Source organism: Ochrobactrum sp. BTU1 (assembly GCA_018798825.1).
GTDB lineage: Bacteria > Pseudomonadota > Alphaproteobacteria > Rhizobiales > Rhizobiaceae > Brucella.
The window spans coordinates 1-21400 of record CP076355.1; the positions used below are offsets into that span (position 1 = coordinate 1).

Here is a 21400-nt window from a genome sequence, read left to right on the forward strand (position 1 = left end):
ATCGTACTGCCCTATATACTACAATATATGTACGATTTTGCAGAACCAAGCGCCTCATTTTCTTTTAAAATACTGAAATATCTTCAAATTATGGGAAGAATAATTCCTTAATTATGTTCAAATAACAGCCTTGCCTAATATAAAAAATTCCTCATTATTATTTTGCCGCAGCTGGCTGCAAAATGGAGAGGGATAATGAGACATCGCGTAATTGCACCTGCCTTTGTAACGTTTCTTTCAAGCACAGCCATTATTACGATCAGTAGTTTTATACTGAAGGCAGATCCGGCTTTCGCGGCCTGTTCATTTTCTCCCACACTTGGTGACGACACTTATATTTGCGACAGCGGCACCTCTTTGGCCGGGCTGACTGATCTAAATGGTAATAACACTTTGCTGTTGCCACCAGGCGGCACGGGTACAATTAACGGCAATGTGTCCTTCGGCGCAGGCACAGACCGGATCGAAGTTCATTCCGGCACGATTGCGGGCAATGTCGTTCAGGGGGATGGCACGGATGCATTCGTGATTTCTGGCGGCGCTGTCACGGGCAATATTCAACAGGGTAGTGGCATTGATGATTTTCGCATGACGGGCGGCGAGGTCGGCTCTCTTAATCAGGGTGATGCGCTCGATACGTTCTTCATGTCTGGAGGCCGGATTGTTGATGCATTCGACGATGGCGATTATGCCGTCATGACCGGTGGCCGGATCGGTCGCGTCAACATGAAGCTCGATAACAATTACTTCAATATGTCCGGCGGCACTATTGATCGCAATCTGGTTGCGGGTTTTGGAGATGATACGATTATCATTTCCAATGGCATGATCGGTGGCAACATCAGCGTCAGCGGCGGCACAGATAGTGTGACGATTACCGGCGGTACGGTTGCAGGCGACATTCTATTGAGCTTCGGCAATGACCAATTTAGCTGGAATGGCGGCGGAATTGTCTACGGCAATATCGATATGGGCGGTGACAGCGATACGGCGGTGCTTACCAATCTGACAGAGGCAAATATCGGCGCGACCAAACGCCTGACAGGCGGCGAGGGTGTTGATGCACTGACTTTCAACAATGTCAAAACCGGTAAGGTTGCCCGCTTTGACAGTTGGGAGACGATCAACCTCACCAATGATACGCGCTTGACATTTGACACGATCCTGACCCTTGGCGACGCAGGCACAGGCACTGGAACGCTCAATGTCGATGCTGCCAGCACGATCTATGGCGGTTCGGCACAAAGTGGCATCAATTCTTTTTCTGCAAACCAGTTCGCGTCCGTCTTCAATGCCGGCCGTATCGATCTGACCAATGGTGGCTCAAGCACTACTGACACATTTACAATCAAGGGTAACTATACTGGCCAGAACGGTCTTCTCTTCGTTGATACTGTGCTTGGCGCGGATGGGTCGCCATCGGACAAGCTTGTCATTGATACAGGGAACGCCTCCGGCTCCACCGGTATCGTCGTCAACAATGTGGGTGGGGCGGGCGCTTCGACCATTTCCGATGGCATTATGGTTGTGCAGGCGCTTAACGGCGCGACCACAGCAAGCAGCGCATTCTCGCTCAATGGTCGTGTCGCAGCTGGTGCTTACGAGTATTTCCTCTTCAAAGGTGGCGTGTCTGCCAGTACGAACGAAAACTGGTATCTCCGTTCTACGCTTATCAGCGGCACTCAGCCTGCGCCTGTGGTTCCTGAGGAGGATTTGTCACCGCAAGCGCCCGAAAATTCTGCTCCACCGCCAACTCTTGAGCAACCACCGGCGACCCTGCCGGTCGATCCGAACGATCCAGACCCCGAAGATACATCTGCGCCTGTCACGGAAAGTTCGCCTGAGCCTGAAGCGCCACCTGCACCCCCAGCAGCAGAAGCGGCCAATCCGCCCGCTGGTTCCAGCGGACAATCGTCAATCCCGCAAATAGGCTTTGAAGGGGCGGTGTCACCATCGCCGGGTGCCACGCGTGTGCAAGGAGATGTCGTCACGCTTTATCGTGTCGAGGTACCGGCCTATTCAGCTTTGCCACCTGTTGCGCATCATCTGGCACTCACGTCTCTCGGAACCTTTCATGAGCGCCGTGGCGAACAGGATCTTCTTAAAAGCGGCGGTTATCTGCCATCTACCTGGGCGCGTTTGTTCGGGCAGAGTATCGATACGAAGTGGAAGGGCACTGTTGCGCCAGGGCTTGATGGCAAGCTTTTCGGCATTCAGGCCGGTCAGGACCTTTGGGGTCATGAGACAGACAGTGGCCATTTCGACCGTTTCGGCTTGTTCTTCGGCTATGCCCGTGTGACAGGAGATATTACAGGGCAGGCGCTGGGCTGGAATGATTTGGCGGTCGGCGATCTGGAAATGACTGGCACCAGCTTTGGCGGTTATTGGACGCATATTGGCCCGCAAGGTTGGTATCTCGATGCCGTGCTGATGGGCACGTGGTATGGCGGCGATGCCAATTCCAATGAAGGGCAGGGCATCGCTGTCGACGGCCATGGTGTCACAGCTTCGTTGGAAGGGGGCTATCCAATTGCGTTGAGTGAAAGCTGGACGCTGGAACCGCAGGCGCAGCTCATCTGGCAGAGCCTTTCGCTCGATGATCAGGCAGATCGTTACTCATCCGTATCGTTTGATTCAGATAATGCCTGGACCGGACGCATCGGAATGCGTCTGCAGGGTGCTGAGGAGACCTCCATCGGCAAGCTGCGTCCCTATTTGAAAGCCAATCTGTGGCAAAATTTTTCTTCCGATCAGACCGTGCGCTTTGCCACCGATCCGATTGTGACTGACCTAAAAGGCACTTCGCTGGAAGTTGGCGGCGGTTTGACCCTCGACATCACCGAGAAGGCCAGCCTTTATGCGACTGCCGATTACACAACCAATCTTGGTGGCGAACGCAACCGAATCTGGGAAGGAAATATCGGTTTGAATGTGAAGTGGTGAATTTTCACTCGCTACTCTGTCTGAGCTGGTGTGTTCGGCTACCTTTCTAACCGACTTGTGGTCGTCACATCCGCGTGATAGTTGCGTCTCCGGCCAATTTTAGGAGTACGCCATGGAACGACTGATCGAACGCAGCCTTTTCGCCAGTCGCTGGCTGATGGCCCCTATGTATATCGGCCTCGCAATGGCGCTGGTCATTCTGGTCTGGGTGTTCATCGTTGAGCTGTGGCGCTTTGCAATGATTGTTCCGTCCATGACGGTCAATGATGCTGTTCTTGGCGTGCTGGCGCTGATTGATCTTAGTCTTGCTGCCAATCTTTTGATGATCGTGATCTTCGCGGGCTATGAGAATTTCGTCAGCCGCATGGATCTGGCCGATCACAAGGATCGCCCTGATTGGCAGGGTGAAGTCGATTTCTCGGCGCTGAAGTTGAAGCTCGTAGCCTCGATTGTTGCAATTTCCGGTATCCATCTCCTTAAGGTGTTCATGGATGTTGCCAAATATTCGGCCGATCACATCAAGTGGATGGTCGTCATTCATCTGGTCTTCGTGATTTCGGGCGTGCTTCTGGCCGCTATGGACTGGATCGCCAATCATGGCAAGACGTTGAAGAAGTCCAAGGCATCCAAAGCGTCAGACTAACTTTGTTCAATTGCGTCGGCTTCGCGAAGACGATAGCCGACGCCTGTTTCCGTCAGAATATAATGCGGCTGATCGGGAGATTTCTCGATCTTCTGGCGCAGCTGACGAACATAGATGCGCAGATATTGAACATCCGCCGCCGGACCCCAGACGTGGCTTAGAATATATTGATGTGTCAGCACCTTGCCTGCGTGCTGCACGAGCAGGCGCAGGATTTCATATTCCTTTGGAGAGAGCTTTATCTCCATCTCATCAAGCTTCACAATGCGCCTGACCAGATCGACCGACAATCCATTGCTCTGAAAGACAGGCTTTTCTCCCTGCTGTTGCAGTTTATGGCGTAGCGCCACGCGCGTTCTTGCTGCTAGTTCCTTCATCCCAAAGGGCTTGCTGATATAATCGTCGGCACCCGCTTCTAGCGCTCGTACTATGCCCGCTTCATCGGTGCGGCTTGAAAGAATAAGAACTGGCAGTGTCAGTCCCTGTTCACGCCACAGACGGAGCAGCTCATGGCCGTCGGTATCGGGCAGACCAAGGTCAAGCAGAACGAGATCAGGATTTTCGCTTTGAAGCAGCATGTCTGCTTCGCGCGCATTGGCCGCTTCTATAATGCTATAGCCTTCGGTTGTAAGCCCAACCCGCAACAATTTGCGGATGGGTGGCTCATCATCGACAACCAGGATTTTCGGCTTTGGATCGCTCATCAGTTCCGGTCCATTTCTCTGCAGTACCCTGCATCCTAGCGCACGCACAAAAGACGCTCCGATGTCTATTTGCAAGCACGTCTTTATTCCAAAACCGGCTCCCACTTCTGGGAGACATGGTTCGCTGGCAAAGGTATTGTTATTGTGAAACGGGCACCGGAACTCTCGGCCCTGTTTCCGGCCCGAATGGTTCCACCCATTGCTTCAGTAAAGCCACGGGCAATGGAAAGACCAAGACCTGTTCCTGCCTGTACATGATCACCCTTTCGAACGCGATAGAATGTATCGAAAACCCGTTCAAGATCGACATCGGGAATGCCCGGGCCATGATCGCTGATCTCAAGCACCACATATCCACGCTCAACATGCGCTTCAAGCCTGATCTCTGATCCCTGCGGCGCATATTTTGCGGCGTTGTCGAGAAGATTAAACAGCACCTGCTCGAACAGGACCGCATCAAGCCGCAGCATGGGAAGCTCGGCTGCAACCGCTACCTGAACCTTGTGATGCGCGAGAATTTTGACGGCTCGATGCAACGCTGCCCCTACAATATCGCCAAGATAATGCAGCGACAAAGTGGGCTCCATAGCGCCTGATTCAATCCGTGTCATATCGAGCAGATTGGCAATAAAACGATTGAGCCGTTCGGACTGCTCGACAATGGTCGTTAGCAATTCGGTGCGATCGCTTCCAGGTAGTGACGCGGAATAGTCGCGCAATGTGGTGGCAGCACCCATGATACCGGCAAGCGGCGTTTTAAGATCGTGCGATATAGAGGTAAGAAGCGCGGAACGGAGCTTGTCTGCCTCTGCTGCAAGCTTGGCGCGTTCGACATCACCAACAAGCTGCACCCGCTCAATGGCAATGGCCGCCTGATCGCTGAGAGCTTCAAAAAGCCTTTGTTGTTCGGGTGTCAGGATTGGCCCCTGCCGATCATTGTCGAGGCCAATCACGCCGACAGACGTCCGTGCCGTCTTGAGCGGCAGATAAAGCCGCTTGGCACCAGGAAGGGTATCCGCACCTCGTCCCGCTGGCAGTTCATGTTCCCACGCCCAATGGGCTGCAGCAATATCGGCATCGACAAGACTGTCATCGGGTGGGTATCCTGCGCGAACCGCAATGCTGTCACCTTCCGGCAGCAGGATGACAACCCGTACTTTCAGCATGGAGGCGATCTGAAAGGCGGTTGCCCAGAGCACGTCGTCGAGCGAACCTGTCCCCGCCAGCTTCTTGCTGAAAAGATAAAGATCCTCAGTCATGTTTGCGCGCTGTCTTGCAGCTGCGGCCTGACGCTGTACGCGGCTTGCCAGATTGCTGGCGACAAAACTGACAAGCAGGAAGAACGAAAGCGCCACCACGCTTTCGGGGTCCGCGATAGACAGTGTGTAGAGCGGCGAGAGGAAGAAGAAGTTATAGGCAAAAGCGCTCAATACAGAGACAAACAGCGCAGGCCAAAGGCCAAGTGTGACTGCAACACCGAGAACACCGACAACGAAAACCAGTGCGATGCTTCGCACGTCGAGAAACTGATCAAGCAAAAGCCCAACACCAAGTGCACATGCTGTGACAAGTGTTGCGACGAGATATGGCTTGAGGTCATACCCGGATGAATGGCTGACGGTTTTAATGTTGCGGGCGGAACCGGCATTGTCGCGGTCAGCGGCCGCGGTGATATGAACATCAATTGCACCGGAATGGCGGATCAGTGCGTGGCCGACCGAGCCCTCAATAGCCTCGCGCCAACGTGGCTTGGCCGATTTTCCGGCGACGATATGTGTGAAATTATGCGTTGAAGCATAACGCACGAGGTCTTCGGCGATGCTTTGGCCGGGAATTATGATTGTTTCGCCGCCGAGCTGTTCGCAAAGTCGCATGGTTGCCGCAAGCCGATCCTTGGCTTCATCGGAAAGCCCGGCCGAACGCGGCGTTTCGATGTGAATTGCAGCCCATGGCGCGCGCATTCGGTCGGCTAGTCGCCGGGCATAGCGGACCAGTGAAGCACTGTTTGGGCGCTGGTCGATCGCAACGAGCACCCTGTCACCGGCAGCCCATGGCCCCTGGATGGCATTGGCGCGCATATGGGTTAGCAATTGCTCGTCAACCCGCTGGGCTGTGCGGCGGAGAGCGAGCTCACGCAAGGCCGTCAGATTGCCAGGGGAGAAATAGTTTCGGATTGCACGCTTTGCGGTTTTGGGCAGATAGATTTTGCCCTGATTAAGCCGCTTTATGAGATCGTCTGGCGTCAGATCAATCAACTCGACATCGTCGGCCCGGTCGATAATGCTGTCGGGCACGGTTTCGCGCACGCGAATGCGCGTAATCTGCGCCACCACATCATTTAGGCTTTCGACATGCTGGATATTAAGTGTGGTATAGACGTCGATCCCGCGCGCCAGAATTTCCTCGACATCCTGATAACGCTTGGGGTGACGGCTGCCCGGTGCATTGGTGTGGGCGAGCTCATCCACCAGAACCAGTTGCGGCTGTCTTTTGAGGATGGCATCAATGTCCATCTCTTCAAGACGGTGGCCATGATAGGACACTGGCTTACGGTCTATGATCTCAAGCCCATCGACAAGCGCTTCGGTTTCTTGTCGCCCATGGGTCTCGACAATGCCGATCACCACATCGATACCGTCTGCTTTTCGTGCACGCCCCGACATTAGCATTTCATAGGTTTTGCCGACGCCGGGTGCTGCTCCCAGAAATATCTTGAGACGACCGCGCGTTTCGCGTTCTGCCTGTTCAAGCAGCGCATCGGGGGAAGGCCTCATATCGCTAAGGCGAAGATCATCCGATACCAAGCGTTGTTCCTCGAAATTAAAAGGCGGCGGGAAAGCGCGCCGTTAGAGCGGTTCCGGTTTTAACAGAATTGTTGGAGCCGCTCTATCGTCTCGTTTGTGCACATGAGCCCGCGCAAACTGCTGCACGTTTTTGCTCAAAGTGCTTCGATCTACTCTAGTTACTGCCTGCCCTGTCGAGAACAAGGTTGAGCTTGAGCACATTGACCACCGGCTCGCCGAGAAAGCCAAGCTCGCGCTGCTCGATCTGCTGCTCGACAATGCCGCGAAGGCTTGTTTCATCGAGCCCACGTGCTTTGGCAACGCGAGGCACCTGAAAAAGTGCGGCTTGTGGAGAGATATGGGGATCAAGCCCACTGGCGGATGTTGTAACCAGATCAATCGGCACTTCGGGATTCGTCGTAGCCTCCCGCAATGAAGCTGCGTCGTCTTTTATGCGTGCAATCAGTGCTGGGTTGGTTGGTCCGAGGTTGGAGCCACCCGAGCTTGCAGCATCATAGCCCTCTTTTCCTGCTGCCGAAGGGCGACCATGGAAGTAGCGATCGCCTGCAAATTTCTGGCCGATCAGTTCGGACCCGATCACTTTGCCATCTTTTTCGATGAGGCTGCCATTTGCTTGTTGCGGAAAGATGGCTTGTGCAAGACCCGTCATGCCAAGCGGATAGATCAGCCCTGTAATCACAGTGAGAGCCACGATCATGACGAGTGCTGGACGCAGATGTTTCAGCATTTTTTATTCCTTAAACCAGGCCGATGGCGACGATTGCCATATCGATGAGCTTGATGGCGATGAACGGAACAATGACGCCGCCAAGGCCATAGATCAGAAGATTGCGCGACAGCAGTGCGCCTGCACCAACGGGCCGATAAGCAACGCCTTTCAGCGAAAGCGGGATCAGCGCCACAATGATGAGTGCGTTGAAGATGATCGCTGAGAGGATCGCGCTTTGTGGGGTCGCAAGACCCATGATGTTGAGCGCGCCAAGCTGAGGGTAAAAGGCGAGAAACATCGCGGGAATGATCGCAAAATACTTGGCAATATCATTGGCAATCGAGAACGTCGTAAGTGCCCCGCGTGTCATCAGCAATTGCTTGCCGATCTCGACAATCTCGATGAGCTTGGTTGGATCACTATCGAGATCGACCATGTTTCCGGCCTCGCGTGCGGCAACTGTACCGGTATTCATCGCAACGCCGACATCGGCTTGTGCCAAAGCAGGCGCATCATTGGTGCCGTCTCCGCACATGGCCACAAGCTTGCCCTTGGCCTGTTCCTGCCTGATAAGCTCGAGCTTGTTTTCAGGCGTGGCTTGCGCCAGGAAATCATCGACGCCTGCTTCTGCAGCAATCGCTGCCGCTGTCATCGGATTGTCGCCAGTGATCATCACCGTGCGAATACCCATGCGGCGCAATTCGGTAAAACGCTCACGGATCCCGCCCTTGACGATATCCTTGAGATGAATGACTCCAAGCAGGCGTCCATCCTTGCTGACCGCGAGCGGCGTACCGCCTGCTTTGGCAATCGTGTCGGCAATGGCTTGGAGTTCGTGAACAGTCTTCTCGTCCGAGGTCGCATGTTTGAGCACTGCATCAACCGCGCCCTTGCGGATTGACGATCCTTCAACATCGACACCACTCATTCGGCTTTGCGCCGTGAAAGGCACGAAGCTCGCATTCAGGCCCTGCATGTCGCGGCCACGCATGTCGTATTTTTCCTTGGCGAGAACGACAATGGAGCGACCTTCCGGGGTTTCGTCGGCAAGTGACGCCAATTGTGCGGCATCGGCAAGGGCGAGCTCGTTCACGCCGCTTACTGGCATGAATGCTGTTGCCTGACGATTGCCCAGCGTAATTGTGCCGGTCTTGTCGAGGAGCAGCGTGTCGACGTCTCCAGCAGCTTCGACGGCGCGGCCGGACATAGCAAGAACATTGAAGCGCACCAGACGGTCCATGCCAGCAATGCCGATGGCCGATAGAAGCGCGCCGATTGTTGTGGGGATCAGCGTTACGAAAAGGGCAACCAGCACGATGACAGGAACATAACCACCCGCATAGGAGGCAAAGCTCGGGATTGTCACGACCGCTAAAACGAAGATCAGCGTCATGCCTGCAAGCAGAATATTGAGTGCGATTTCGTTCGGTGTCTTCTGGCGTTCAGCGCCTTCGACAAGGCTGATCATCTTGTCGATGAAGGTCGAGCCCTGCGCCGCCGTGATGCGGACTTTGATCCAGTCCGACAGAACCTGCGTGCCGCCTGTGACTGCTGAGCGGTCGCCGCCCGATTCACGAATGACCGGAGCGGATTCACCTGTAATGGCTGCTTCGTTGACGGAAGCAACCCCTTCTATGACTTCTCCGTCGGAAGGAATGATATCGCATGCTTCGACGATCACTACATCGCCAACCTTGAGACTTGTTCCGGGCACGACCGTAAAATCAGTGCGCGCCACATCATGCAGCAGTTTAGCCTGGGTTTCGGTGCGTGTGCGGCGCAGGGATTCCGCCTGCGCCTTGCCGCGACCTTCGGCAACGGCTTCAGCGAAATTAGCAAACAGCACAGTGAACCATAGCCACAGCACGATCTGGAACGAAAAGCCGATACCGGTGCCGCTGGTCGCAACATCCTTTATCAGAAGAACTGTGGTAAGCACGCAAACCACTGCCACCACGAACATGACGGGATTGCGTGCAAGGCTTTTGGGGTTGAGCTTGCGAAAGGCATCGCCAATTGCCGGAATGAGAATGCGGGCGTCAATGATGCCGGTTTTAACTATTTTAGGGGTTTGGGACTTGCTCATAGGGAACTCCAGAAAAGCGGACCCAGAAATTCTGCAGCAGCGACGATCATCAGCACTGCTGCGAGGATGAGGAGAATGAGGTTGGACGGGCTGATCATTGGAAAGTTTGCCCGTTGATCATTGCAAGATGCTCAGCAATTGGTCCGAGCGCCAGCGCAGGGAAGAAGATCAAACCGCCGACCACGAGAATGACACCGATCAGCAGGCCGACGAAAAGCGGTCCGTGGGTTGGGAATGTCCCAGCAGATAGGGGCGTTGCCTTCTTGGCAACCAGTGAGCCTGCAATTGCTAAGGCCGGAATGATGACCAGAAAGCGACCCATCAGCATCGCAAGACCGATGGTTATATTATACCAGGGCGTGTTGCCGGAGAGCCCGGCAAAGGCCGAACCGTTATTGGCCGTACCTGACGTATAGGCATAGAGAATTTCCGAAAAGCCATGTGGTCCGGGATTGGCAATTGAGCTTAACCCCGTCGGGATGACTGTGGCGACAGCCGTAAAGCCAAGGATCGAAAGTGGCAGGCATAGTACGGCGAGCATGGCCATCTTTACCTCTTTTGCCTCGATCTTTTTGCCCAGATATTCCGGTGTGCGCCCGACCATCAGTCCGGCAACGAAGATTGCGACGACAACAAACAAGATGATGCCGTAAAAGCCTGCGCCCACACCGCCAATAATGATTTCACCCAGCATCATGTTGATCATCGGGATCATGCCGCCGAGCGCCATCATGCTGTCATGCATGGCGATGACCGCACCGCAGGAAGCGGCTGTTGTCACCACCGCAAAAAGGGCGGACATGGTGATGCCGAAGCGAGTTTCCTTACCTTCCATATTGCCGCCATCAATGCCAAGCGCATGGATCAGCGGATTGCCCGCAGCTTCTGCCCAGTAGCAAATTCCTACACCGGCTATAAAAAGCACGCCCATTGCAGCAAAAATTGCCCAGCCCTGCTTCTCATTGCCAACCATGCGGCCAAAAACATTGGTAAGGCTTGCACCGATCGCAAAGATCGCCACCATCTGCATCATATTCGAGATGGCGTCGGGATTTTCGAACGGATGCGCTGAATTGGCGTTGAAAAAGCCACCGCCATTGGTGCCAAGCATCTTGATGGCAAGCTGCGAGGCGACAGGGCCAGTTGCTATGACCTGGCGAGCACCTTCAAGGGTGGTGGCTTCGACATAAGATCCCAACGTCTGCGGCACACCGAGAGCCACGAAAACAAGCGTCATGGCGATTGAGATCGGCAGCAAGACATAGAGCGTGCAGCGTGTGAGATCGATCCAGAAATTCCCCAGCGTCTTCATAGATTTACGCGAGAATGCACGGATGAGTGCAATGGCAATCGCCACCCCCGTTGCTGCCGAAACGAAATTCTGGACCGTAAGTCCCGCCATCTGGGTGAGATAAGACATGGTGCTTTCACCACCATAATTCTGCCAGTTGGTGTTGGTCACAAAACTTGTTGCCGTGTTGAAGGCGAGATCGGCAGGCACATTGCTCATGCCCATCGGATTGAAAGGCAGGAAACCTTGTGCACGCTGCAGCAAATAAAGAGCGAGGAAGCCCGCCAGATTGAACAGCAGCATGGCGGCGGCGTAATGCGTCCAGTGCTGCTCCTCGCGCTCACTCGTACCGGCCAAACGATAAAGCCCCCGTTCAATGGGAATTAGGAGGGGCGACAAAAGTGTGCGCTCACCAGTGAAAACACGAGTGATGTAACCGCCAAACGGCTTCACGAGCGCGATGATGATCCCGCAGAAGATGAGGATCTGTATCCATCCATTGATTGTCATGGTTTTTCCCAAGCCCAGATCAGGCTCAAATTAATTGCTTATTCAGAACCGTTCTGGACGAATGAGCGCGTAAAGAAGGTAGACGGCGACAAAGGCCGCTACGAAGGCGCCTGCGATATATTCGATCAGCATCGCGTTTCCTCAAAGCCTCTCGCAAAGGCGCAAATAGCCAAATAGCATTGCAAAAAATGCGATGCCGACACCCAGCACGGCGATATCCATTGTCATTTCGAGTATCCTTGGTCGATGTCCTGGCCGGATTGCCCGTGGGCGCCCGGTCTTCACAAAGTCCATTATGCTGCCGTCGCCCATAGGGTTTCGAGAGAGAGAAACGGGCTCAGAAATAAAAAACTCATATATGTTTTGGATCTGGCGCTTGGCGACTGAGCGACTTTTGAAGCAGCAAGCCTCATTTGAAATAATCAATGGGAACAAAAAGAAAGCGCGCCGCAGGCCGCGACGCGCTTTAGGGTTTCAAATTGCGCTGTTGTATTTATGGGTTGCGATCATCAAAAGCTTGGATGATTGCAGCCTTCGGGCTTTTGCTTGCAATCAGACTTGCCAGAAGAATACGCGCCTGTCCCGGTCGCAGCGTTTGCGAATGCACTGCACCGGCTGCAACCAGATCATGTCCACCACCGCCGCCGCCATAGCCTGGGGCCAACATGCCTGTGGGAACGCGGCTAGAAACCACCACCGGAATATTGTTTTGCGCACATTGCTTTACAGCTTGAACAATTGTCGCGTTGGCATTGCCCGAACCTAAAGCCGCAAGCACAATACCGTGGCTTCCGGCTTGAATGCTCGCTTGAAGATGCAGGTCGTCACAACCAGGATGGATCGCCACAATGTCGACCCGCGTACCGCTTACAGATGCTGGCAAGCGGCCTGCTTCAGGTCGTTCGAGTTCGCGGACCGATCTGAAAGCGTCTGCATGGTCGCTGCTGAATTTGAACGCGCCCCATGCAGGAACAATCCGGCCGCCAAAGGCGATCAATACGCCTTGTTGCGCATTAGCAGGGTCTGCTGCCAGATCGATGGCGGTTTTAAGATTGGATGGACCGTCGGCATTGGGATGATCGGCAGTGAACTGTGCACCCGTGAAGATCACCGGTTTGGAATGATTGCGTTGCAGCTGTACCAGGAGCGCCGTTTCTTCCATTGCATCGGTGCCATGGAGCACCACAACGCCGCTGATTTGTGGATCTGCAATCTGGGCTTCAATGGCTTCGGAGATGGACTGCATATCAATCAGTGTCAGGCTGGATGAATCCTTTGCCATCAAATCGATTGGGCGAAGCTTCGCTCCGACCTCGCCAAGCGTCGCAAGCAGATCGTCGCCATTGAGCGTCGGTGTGCTTGCGCCATCGTCCCCGCGCTTGCTTGCAATAGTTCCACCGGTGGCGATGACCGCCACCAATGGTTTGAATTGCGAATTGTTCACGCTACCCCTCAATCAGCTGTTTTTTTGCGCCTCAGCTGCACGTTCAGCAGCCAGACGATAGATTCGATCACGCAGACCATACCAGCCAATAATCAGAGCGGGTACAATGATAATTAGCGAGCCAATTGTATAGGAGCCGACCGGATAATCTGCGGCCATCAGAATGAGTACACCCAACAGGAAGATCAAGGTCAGGATACCGGTGTAAGGTGCACCGAACATCCGGAAATCAGGGCGTGCGATCTCACCCTTGCGCGAAAGGTACCAGAGTTTGAGCTGGCAAAGAATAATCACGGCCCAGGCTGTGATGATGCCAAGCGATGCAAGGTTGAGTGCAATTTCAAAGGCTGCGGCAGGAACCACAGCATTGAGGCCCACGCCGATTGCAGTAACGACCGCAGTCACAGCTATACCGCCATAAGGAACCCCGCTCTTATTCATCTTGGCAAGTGCTGCTGGTGCAGAGCCCGAAACAGCCATTGAGTGAAGAATGCGCCCGGTCGAATAAAGTCCGGCATTCAGCGATGACAGCACAGCAGTCAGAACGACGAGGTTCATGATGATATCCGCACCCTGAACGCCAATCTTGCTGAAAAAGGTCACGAATGGGCTTTCGCCGTCCGAGTAAAGCGTATGCGGCAAAAGTAGCGTGAGCAGTAAAACAGAGCCGACATAAAAGACCAGCAGGCGAAACACGACGGTGCGGATCGCACCTGGCATGATCTTGCGCGGGTCTTCAGTTTCGCCAGCGGTCGTGCCAATCAACTCGATCGAGGCATAGGCGAAGACGACGCCTTGAATAATCACGAGTGCGGGCAGAATACCATTGGGGAAAAGGCCTCCACTTTCGCGAATGAGATGGAAACCCGGCTGATGACCATCAATCGGCGTGCCGGACACAACGAAATAAATGCCAACCGCCAGGAAAATCACCAGTGACAGCACTTTGACAAGGCTGAACCAGAATTCCAATTCACCGAAAACCTTGACCGATAGCAAGTTCATTGACAGCACCAGAATGAGGGCTGTCATTGCAAACATCCATTGGTCAATCCCTTCAAGCCACGGCACATAGTGCTTGAAGAAATTCATGTAGAGCGCGACGGCTGTAACGTCAGCAATCGATGTCATGGCCCAGTTTAGCCAGTACATCCATCCGGCTGCAAAGGCCATTTTTTCGCCGTAGAATTCCCGGGCATAAGAAACGAAGGAGCCGGAGCTCGGACGATGCATGATCAGTTCGCCGAGCGCGCGCAGCACCAGGAATGCGAAAAAGCCACAGACGGCATAAACGAATACAAGCGACGGCCCAGCCTGAACAAGACGTCCACCAGCACCCAGGAAAAGGCCCGTACCGATTGCTCCCCCGATTGCAATCATCTGGATCTGACGCGGTTTGAGCGCTTTGTGATAGCCGCGGTCTTCTTCTGTGAAGACTTCGCGTTCAGCCGGTGTGGCCTTGATAAATTCCGTTGTCATCGCTCCTCCCTGAGAGCTCAGTTTGAATAAAGGCTATAGCTTTACGCGGAACCCGCAACGAAGAACGGCATTCTTGAATCATTGAGATACATGGAGCTCGCGCTTGGCGCGGCAATGCATCGACCATTTTAAATCAAAACATTGCTGAGAAAGGAAACCTCTACGCCCTTTAGCGCAGGCTTCTATTCACTCGCTCATTTGTTCCCGTTGCTATTTCTGTAAAGCTGCATGACAGATTTAATACAAGTCTTAACGCATATCAGAAATGGCTAGTCAAGCTCACAAGTATGTTGACGCTCATGACGAGGAGGAGTACCGGTATTAATCTGTCTGACAGCATGACAGATTTAATCGTTTCGGTTTCAGGAGGACAAAGTGGTCGAGACGCGCATTGAACATGATTTGCTCGGGACAAAGGCGGTGCCTAAAGCTGCTTATTGGGGCATTCATACCGCCCGGGCAGTGGAAAATTTTCAGATCACCGGGGTTACGATCGGACGCTATCCCCATCTTGTTCGCGGTCTGACGTTTGTCAAAGAAGCAGCAGCACTCGCCAATCATCAGCTTGGCCTGCTTAGCCGAAAGCATCTTGATGCAATTGTGGGTGCTTGCCGCGAAATCCGCGATGGCGCGCTGCATGATCAGTTTGTGGTCGATGTCATTCAGGGCGGTGCGGGCACATCCACCAACATGAATGCAAACGAGGTCATAGCAAATCGTGGGCTGGAACTGTTGGGCTTTGAAAAGGGCGACTACGCGCAGCTGCATCCAAACGACCATGTTAATCTCAGCCAGTCGACCAACGATGCCTACCCGACTGCAATCAATGTCGGGCTGATTGAAGCCATTGATGAACTCGCCAACACAATGGAAATTCTTCAGGCATCGTTTGAGCGTAAAGCACATCAATTCGCGAAGATGCTGAAAGTCGGGCGCACGCAGCTTCAGGATGCAGTGCCGATGACACTTGGTCAGGAGTTCCGAACCTTTGCCGTGATGCTTGGTGAAGATCGCTTACGATTGCTTGAATCGGCAAAGCTTTTGCACGAAATCAATCTTGGCGCGACGGCAATCGGTACAGGTCTTAATGCACCCAAGGGTTATGCAGCGCTTGCCTGTGAGCATCTTTCGCGTCTTACCGGTCGTCCGCTGGTCACCGCCAGTGATCTGATTGAAGCGACGCAGGACCCGGGCGCTTTTGTGCACCTGTCTGGCGTCCTCAAACGCGTTGCCGTCAAGCTTTCAAAGACCTGCAACGATCTGCGTCTGCTGTCTTCCGGCCCGCGGGCGGGAATGGGCGAAATCAATCTGCCGGCCGTTCAGGCAGGCTCCAGCATCATGCCAGGCAAGATCAATCCGGTGATCCCGGAAGTGGTCAATCAGGTTGCTTTTGCCGTCATTGGCAGCGACATTACGATCACAATGGCAGCGGAAAGTGGCCAGCTGCAGCTCAATGCATTTGAGCCGATCATCGTGCGCTCGCTTTCTGAAAGCATCAGCCAGCTGGGCGCTGGCTGCCGCATTCTCGCAGAACGCTGCGTAAACGGCATTACCGCAAATCCCGAAATCATGGCTCGTCGTGTGGAAGAATCCATCGGTCTTGCCACGGCGCTTAATCCGCTGATTGGCTATTATGCGGCGACCAAAGTTGCGCAGGAAGCACTCGCAACGGGCAAAACGGTAGCAGAAGTCGTGCTTGCGCAGGGGCATATGACACCTGGTGAATTGCAGCTCGCCCTCAAACCGGAGCAACTTGCCAATTTAGCGGTCGAACCCTGATCATCGCTCAGTTGCCCTTGGAACAACCAAGAACGCCGATCGGACTGGATCCGAGCGGCGTTCGCAGTTTCTAATTATGTATGATCTTTCTCGGCCTCGTTTTGTCCCGCTTCCATTATCTCTGGTCTGATGCGGTTTTTTCCTCAGCCATAATGGTGGTGACAGCCAGTTTGACCTGTCCGAGATGGGTCTGCATTGCAAGACGTGCCTGCTCTTCGGACCCGGTCCTGATTGCCTCTGCAATCTGGCGGTGCTCGATGTTGGAGGCTTCACGTCGACCGGCCATCAGATTGACGAGTTCGGACTGTCGTGAGAGCGCTATCCGGGCGTCCGCTACAATCTTCGCAAACATGGCATTGCCGGACGCCAGTGCAATCATACTGTGAAATTCTGTGTCAAGCAGTACCCATTTGTGCGGATCGGTCTGCCGATCCATGCGATCGCAGAGATCAATGAGATTGGTCATTTGCTCGTTCGTGTGACGGGTTGCGGCCCATCCGGCTGCCGGCACTTCGATGAAGGGGCGCGCCTCGATAAGATCGCGCGCCGAATAGCCACCATAGCTCAGCTCGGGGCCCGGAGACGTTTTAAGCACATAAGTGCCGCTTCCCGTGCGGGTGTGGGTGAGGCCAAGCGTCTGCAGCGAACGTAGTGCCTCGCGCACGATGGGACGACTGACACTATATTTTTGAGAGAGTTGAGTTTCAGAGGGCAGACGTGTTCCAACCGTCAGGCGTCCATTCGCGATAGCGGTGCGAATGTCTTCAAAGACGATTTCCGCAGCATTTTTCCGGTTTACCGGGCTTGAATCTGCCAGCCAGTCAATCACGGCGTCGGGCTCTCCCACTTCGATGCAACTTGTCTAACAGCTAGGCAATTTACGTCGTTTGGGCAACAGGTGTTTCGCGCATGATGTGGCTTTGACAATATTTAGCGTGTCAGCGTGTGATAGTGTCCGTGATGATAGATGAGTGGTTCACCGTTACCACTTACAATCTTAAGCGCGCGACCGATGATGATGGCATGGGTATGACGTTCGATGATCTCTTCAACCTCGCAATCGATGGAAGCGAGTGCGCCTTTCAGTGCCAACGCGCCGCTCGCAAGCGCATACCATTCCGCGCCCTCATAGCGCGCGGCACCTTTCTCACCATTGCGGCCTGCGAAACGGTCGGCCACAGACTGCTGCTCGCTCGATAAGATGTTGAGGCAGAAGCGGCGTTCGGCATTGATTGTCGGCCAGACCGAGGCAGTCAGATTAATATTGACGATTATTGTCGGTGGTTCGACCGAAAGAGCGGTCGCAGAGGTCACGGTTGCACCAGTTCTGGCGTCGCCCGTTCCTGTGGTCAGGACGCTGATGCCGGCAGCAAGCTGTCGCATCGCAGCTTTCAATTCATCCGCCGTGGCCGTATTGGGGATCAAATCGAGCGCTGCAGAGTTCAGTCTGTTGGGATGTGCCATCAATCATGCCAACCGGAAACGTTGGGAGCGCTTCCGGCCTCTTGTTTGGGGGAATTTGGTCTAGCAGCCGCATCGTGTAAATGGGGGAGGAGGGCGATGCGGCTACTGTCTTTATGTATGCTTTATTTCAGGCCGAGCAATATTGAGATGCTCACGTAATGTCGAGCCCGTATATTCGGTGCGGAACAATCCACGCTCCTGAAGAATAGGCACAACCTGTCTGTTGAAGTCTTCAAGTCCACCAGGGAAATAAGGTGGCATTACGTTGAAGCCATCCGCAGCGCGCCCCTCAAACCATTCCTGCATCCGGTTGGCAATCTGCTCGGCGGTGCCAAGAACAATATGGTGGCCACGGCCAGCTGCGACGCGAAGCGCGAGATCACGAATGGTAAGGTTCTCACGACGCGCCAGATCACGCAGAAGCTCTGCGCGGCTGCGAAGCTGATCGGAAATAGGCAGATCAGGCAACGGACCGTCGAGATCGTAATCAGCAAGGCTATGGCCGATGCGTTCTTCAAGAAGTGGCATGGCGCTCTTGATGTCCGTCCAGCGGTTGAGCTCCTTGAGTTTTTCGGAAGCATCTTCAAAACTGTCGCCGATCACCGGCATGAAGCCGGGCATGATTGCGACACTGTCCGGATTCCGACCGGCCTTGACCACCCGCTCCTTTAAGCTCGTATAAAAAGTTTGCGCCTCAGCAATGCTCTGCTGTGCAGTAAACACGATATCCGCGATACGAGCCGCGAGATCCTGACCCGGACCGGACGAGCCTGCCTGAATGAGAACTGGATGGCCCTGCGGAGAACGCGGAATGTTGAGCGGACCCTGTACCGAGTAATATTTGCCCGCATGGTTGAGCACATGCACTTTGTTGGCATCGGCATAGACGCCGCTTTTCTTGTCTTTCGGAAAAGCATCTTCGTCCCAGCTGTCCCAAAGGCCGCGCACGACATCGACGAACTCTTCAGCCACGGCATAACGCTCGTCATGTTCAGGATGACTTTTTGAGAAATTGTTGGCGGTGCGAGCGTAAGAGGTGGTGACGATGTTCCAGGCGGCGCGACCATGGCTCAGATGGTCGATAGACGCAAACGCGCGTGCTGTATGATAAGGCTCGCCGTAAGTGGTTGAAGCGGTGGCAGCCAGCCCGATCTTGTCTGTGACCATGGCTAGTGCGGATAGCAGGGTCAGCGGTTCAAACCGGGCAACCATTGATGGATGAGCATCAACGCCGCTGGTCAGTCCATCGGCGAGAAATACCATGTCGAATTTGGCATCTTCAGCCTGCTTCGCAACGCGACGCAGCAGGTCGAAATTTTCGCTGCCCGCTTCTGCATCTGGGTGCCGCCAGCCGGAAACATGATGGCCTGCACCTTGCAGGAAAAGGCCGAGATGCATCTGTTTCTTGGTCATTGTTTTACTCCGGGGATTGGTTGAGCGACGAAATCAGTGTCTGCAAGTCGTCCACCGTCGTCATGGATTGCACGAGGTCGGGTATGCCTGCAAAGCGCTGGTCATTCTTCGTTGCGTCTTTGAATTTATCGGTCGGGTCGCTGATGCTCGGCAGACCATCGACGCGTTGCGAGAGTGTGGATCCATCCGTGAGCGTTACATTGATGATGACGAAGCGGGTTTTTGGATCGGGTGAAAGCCGCGGGGCATTCTCATCGTGGTGTCGCGTCACTTTGGCCGCGAGTTGTGCCAAATCGCCGTCGACCGGACGTTCATCAAAATGAGCAATCGTTAGCTTTCCGTCGCGCAAAGCGGCCGCAAAAATATACTCGGGGCTGAACCGCGCATCGATGCCCGTCACAGGCGTGGTCGTCACCAGGGCCGCATCACCACCAGGCGGAAAAGTGATCGAAACCGCTGCGATCTGATCGGGTTGCAAGGCTTTCTCATTGCGCAGTGCCAGTGCACCAACCCCGACAGGATGGGCGGCCGTGCAACAAGGAAAAGCTTTAAGGGTCAATCCGGGCACGACAATCTGCCAAGGCTCACCCCAACCTTGTGTGACGCGCGATATATCCTCTGCGCCAAAGGCAAAAGCTTTGAAAAAGCCGTTTGCATTATCGATAAAATCGGGCGCGCCAACAAAGCCAGCTTCTGCCAGGCGCGCAGCACTAAGACCTGCGCGTGCCGCAAACCCTGCATGAAGCGGTTTGGCGTCAAAGCCAAATTGCAGACGAAGACCGGCCGATTGTGTGGCGGCAAGACCGAGCGCTATCGCAGTCGTTGATGCATCGAATTTCAATAGATGTGCGATTGCAGCTGCAGCTCCTAGAGTACCGAGCGTTGCGGTTGCATGAAAGCCGTTTTCATAATGTTTGGTACCCATGGCAAGGCCGAGGCGCGCCATGGTTTCAAGTCCGACAATATAAGCCGAAATCAGAGCATCTGCTCTGACTTCACCCTCCCCGGCGACTGACAGAAGAGCCGGGATGATGGCAATCGTCGGATGTCCGCGCACGCTGCCATGCACATCGTCATAATCGAGGACATGCGCTGCATGAGCATTGATGAGCGCTGCCGTGAAAGGATCGGCGGTCCCGTTCTGGCCAATCAGTGCGACATTCCCGCTCACACTTAGAACCTTGCTGACAAGATGGGTGCTGCGATCACTCGCACCGCCAAGCGCGCAGGCGAGAAAATCAACGATTGCTGTTCGGGCAATGGCGATCGCTTGAGTTGATGGCCTGGAGCCAATGATGGCCCGACTTAAGGCCTCCGTCACATGATCGGTCATATCAGATCCCTTCACCGCCTTCATTGATGCGGCTTACATTGCCGCCTAGGCCGTTGACGAAGGCACCGATGCGCGGGTTCGTGGACTTGTAGAAAAGCTGTTCTGGTGTGCCCTGCTCGATGATGCGACCGTTTTCGGTAAAGACGATGGTATCGCTGATTTCTTCGGCAAAGCGCATTTCATGGGTCACGAGAATGCTGGTCATGCCTTCGTTGACGAGATCACGAATGACCGACAGCACCTCACCCACTGTTTCCGGGTCGAGCGCCGATGTGACTTCATCAAACAAGACCAGTTCTGGACGCATTGCCAAAGCGCGTGCAATTGCAACACGCTGCTGTTGACCACCCGAAAGTTCACCTGGATAGGCATCTGTCTTGTGCCCCAGGCGAACCTTTTCCAGAAGCACCTTTGCATGGCGCTCCGCTTCGATTTTTGAGGTGCGAAGAATTTTGACCGGCGCAATGGTGATGTTTTCGAGAACCGTTAAATGCGGAAACAGGTTGAATTGCTGAAACACAATGCCAATGCGCTTGCGCAGCATTATTCGCTCGGCTTCGGTCTTCAGCTCATCCACGCGCGTCGAACCGACGGTGATTTTCCCCGATTGCGGGATCAACAGACCGTTGATGCAGCGCAGGATTGTTGATTTTCCTGACCCGGATGGCCCGATGATCGAAACTGCATCGCCCTTGTTGATCTTGAGATCAATACCCTTGAGCACTTCGTTCTGTCCAAAAGACAGATGAACGTTCTGAAGTTCGACCAGTGTAGTTTTGGTGGTGTCGCTCATGTGAA

16 protein-coding genes are annotated in these 21400 nt (G+C 54.2%); 3 read left to right on the forward strand and 13 right to left on the reverse strand.

Features of this window, described 5'->3' with window-relative positions:
- Nucleotides 1-195: 195 nt before the first annotated feature.
- Together KMS41_11465 and KMS41_11470 are read left to right on the forward strand one after the other, a co-directional pair.
- The gene (locus KMS41_11465; GenBank protein ID QWK79557.1) at nt 196-2943 is read left to right on the forward strand and encodes an autotransporter outer membrane beta-barrel domain-containing protein; all 2748 of its coding nucleotides are present in this window, start codon (nt 196-198) and stop codon (nt 2941-2943) included.
- 112 nt (nt 2944-3055) lie between these two features.
- Complete coding sequence (locus KMS41_11470; GenBank protein QWK79558.1) at nt 3056-3586, forward strand: TIGR00645 family protein; 531 nt, start codon at nt 3056-3058, stop codon at nt 3584-3586.
- Here KMS41_11470 and KMS41_11475 read toward each other — a convergent pair.
- The 8 genes from KMS41_11475 to KMS41_11510 form a co-directional block, all read right to left on the reverse strand.
- A complete protein-coding gene (locus KMS41_11475) occupies nt 3583-4290 on the reverse strand; it encodes a response regulator transcription factor (protein QWK79559.1) in 708 nt (235 codons plus the stop codon). The two genes, KMS41_11470 and KMS41_11475, sit on opposite strands and share 4 nt — an antisense overlap.
- Nucleotides 4291-4373: 83 nt before the next feature.
- Complete coding sequence (locus KMS41_11480) at nt 4374-7094, reverse strand: sensor histidine kinase KdpD (GenBank protein ID QWK79560.1); 2721 nt, start codon at nt 7092-7094, stop codon at nt 4374-4376.
- A 154-nt stretch (nt 7095-7248) separates the two neighbouring features.
- Nucleotides 7249-7821: a potassium-transporting ATPase subunit KdpC gene (gene kdpC / locus KMS41_11485; protein QWK79561.1), complete on the reverse strand. Its 573-nt coding sequence runs from the start codon at nt 7819-7821 to the stop codon at nt 7249-7251.
- Between the two features lie 10 nt (nt 7822-7831).
- Nucleotides 7832-9889, reverse strand: coding sequence for a potassium-transporting ATPase subunit KdpB (gene kdpB, locus KMS41_11490; protein QWK79562.1), 2058 nt, complete (start codon nt 9887-9889; stop codon nt 7832-7834).
- A 94-nt stretch (nt 9890-9983) separates the two neighbouring features.
- On the reverse strand, nt 9984-11690 hold the full coding sequence (gene kdpA, locus KMS41_11495; protein ID QWK79563.1) for a potassium-transporting ATPase subunit KdpA: 1707 nt from the start codon (nt 11688-11690) through the stop codon (nt 9984-9986).
- Nucleotides 11691-11732: 42 nt separating this feature from the next.
- Nucleotides 11733-11822, reverse strand: a complete 90-nt coding sequence (gene kdpF / locus KMS41_11500; protein QWK79564.1) for a K(+)-transporting ATPase subunit F — start codon at nt 11820-11822, stop codon at nt 11733-11735.
- Between the two features lie 361 nt (nt 11823-12183).
- A complete protein-coding gene (locus tag KMS41_11505) occupies nt 12184-13134 on the reverse strand; it encodes an asparaginase (GenBank protein QWK79565.1) in 951 nt (316 codons plus the stop codon).
- A 12-nt stretch (nt 13135-13146) separates the two neighbouring features.
- On the reverse strand, nt 13147-14613 hold the full coding sequence (locus KMS41_11510; protein ID QWK79566.1) for an amino acid permease: 1467 nt from the start codon (nt 14611-14613) through the stop codon (nt 13147-13149).
- Between the two features lie 375 nt (nt 14614-14988).
- On the opposite strand from KMS41_11510, the gene KMS41_11515 reads away from it, so the two are divergent.
- The gene (locus KMS41_11515; GenBank protein QWK79567.1) at nt 14989-16392 is read left to right on the forward strand and encodes an aspartate ammonia-lyase; all 1404 of its coding nucleotides are present in this window, start codon (nt 14989-14991) and stop codon (nt 16390-16392) included.
- Between the two features lie 115 nt (nt 16393-16507).
- On the opposite strand, the gene KMS41_11520 is transcribed toward KMS41_11515, so the two are convergent.
- From KMS41_11520 to KMS41_11540, 5 genes are all read right to left on the reverse strand, one after another.
- Nucleotides 16508-17221 carry a FadR family transcriptional regulator gene (locus KMS41_11520; protein QWK79568.1) on the reverse strand — a complete coding sequence of 238 codons (714 nt, stop codon included), beginning with the start codon at nt 17219-17221 and terminating at the stop codon, nt 16508-16510.
- 101 nt (nt 17222-17322) lie between these two features.
- A complete protein-coding gene (locus tag KMS41_11525) occupies nt 17323-17856 on the reverse strand; it encodes a flavin reductase family protein (GenBank protein QWK79569.1) in 534 nt (177 codons plus the stop codon).
- A 111-nt stretch (nt 17857-17967) separates the two neighbouring features.
- Nucleotides 17968-19269 (reverse strand): LLM class flavin-dependent oxidoreductase, encoded by a 1302-nt coding sequence (locus KMS41_11530; protein ID QWK79570.1) that lies wholly within the window; start codon nt 19267-19269, stop codon nt 17968-17970.
- A 4-nt stretch (nt 19270-19273) separates the two neighbouring features.
- On the reverse strand, nt 19274-20602 hold the full coding sequence (locus tag KMS41_11535) for an MmgE/PrpD family protein (GenBank protein QWK79571.1): 1329 nt from the start codon (nt 20600-20602) through the stop codon (nt 19274-19276).
- Between the two features lies 1 nt (nt 20603).
- Nucleotides 20604-21395, reverse strand: coding sequence for an amino acid ABC transporter ATP-binding protein (locus KMS41_11540; protein QWK79572.1), 792 nt, complete (start codon nt 21393-21395; stop codon nt 20604-20606).
- Between the last annotated feature and the right edge of the window lie 5 nt (nt 21396-21400).

Coding starts and splice junctions, on each gene's coding strand:
- KMS41_11465 (QWK79557.1), top strand. CDS start 196: ATGAGACATCGCGTAATTGCACCTGCCTTTGTAACGTTTCTTTCAAGC.
- KMS41_11470 (QWK79558.1), top strand. CDS start 3,056: ATGGAACGACTGATCGAACGCAGCCTTTTCGCCAGTCGCTGGCTGATG.
- KMS41_11475 (QWK79559.1), bottom strand. CDS start 4,290: ATGAGCGATCCAAAGCCGAAAATCCTGGTTGTCGATGATGAGCCACCC.
- kdpC (QWK79561.1), bottom strand. CDS start 7,821: ATGCTGAAACATCTGCGTCCAGCACTCGTCATGATCGTGGCTCTCACT.
- kdpB (QWK79562.1), bottom strand. CDS start 9,889: ATGAGCAAGTCCCAAACCCCTAAAATAGTTAAAACCGGCATCATTGAC.
- kdpA (QWK79563.1), bottom strand. CDS start 11,690: ATGACAATCAATGGATGGATACAGATCCTCATCTTCTGCGGGATCATC.
- kdpF (QWK79564.1), bottom strand. CDS start 11,822: ATGCTGATCGAATATATCGCAGGCGCCTTCGTAGCGGCCTTTGTCGCC.
- KMS41_11510 (QWK79566.1), bottom strand. CDS start 14,613: ATGACAACGGAATTTATCAAGGCCACACCGGCTGAACGCGAAGTCTTC.
- KMS41_11525 (QWK79569.1), bottom strand. CDS start 17,856: ATGGCACATCCCAACAGACTGAACTCTGCAGCGCTCGATTTGATCCCC.
- KMS41_11530 (QWK79570.1), bottom strand. CDS start 19,269: ATGACCAAGAAACAGATGCATCTCGGCCTTTTCCTGCAAGGTGCAGGC.
- KMS41_11535 (QWK79571.1), bottom strand. CDS start 20,602: ATGACCGATCATGTGACGGAGGCCTTAAGTCGGGCCATCATTGGCTCC.
- KMS41_11540 (QWK79572.1), bottom strand. CDS start 21,395: ATGAGCGACACCACCAAAACTACACTGGTCGAACTTCAGAACGTTCAT.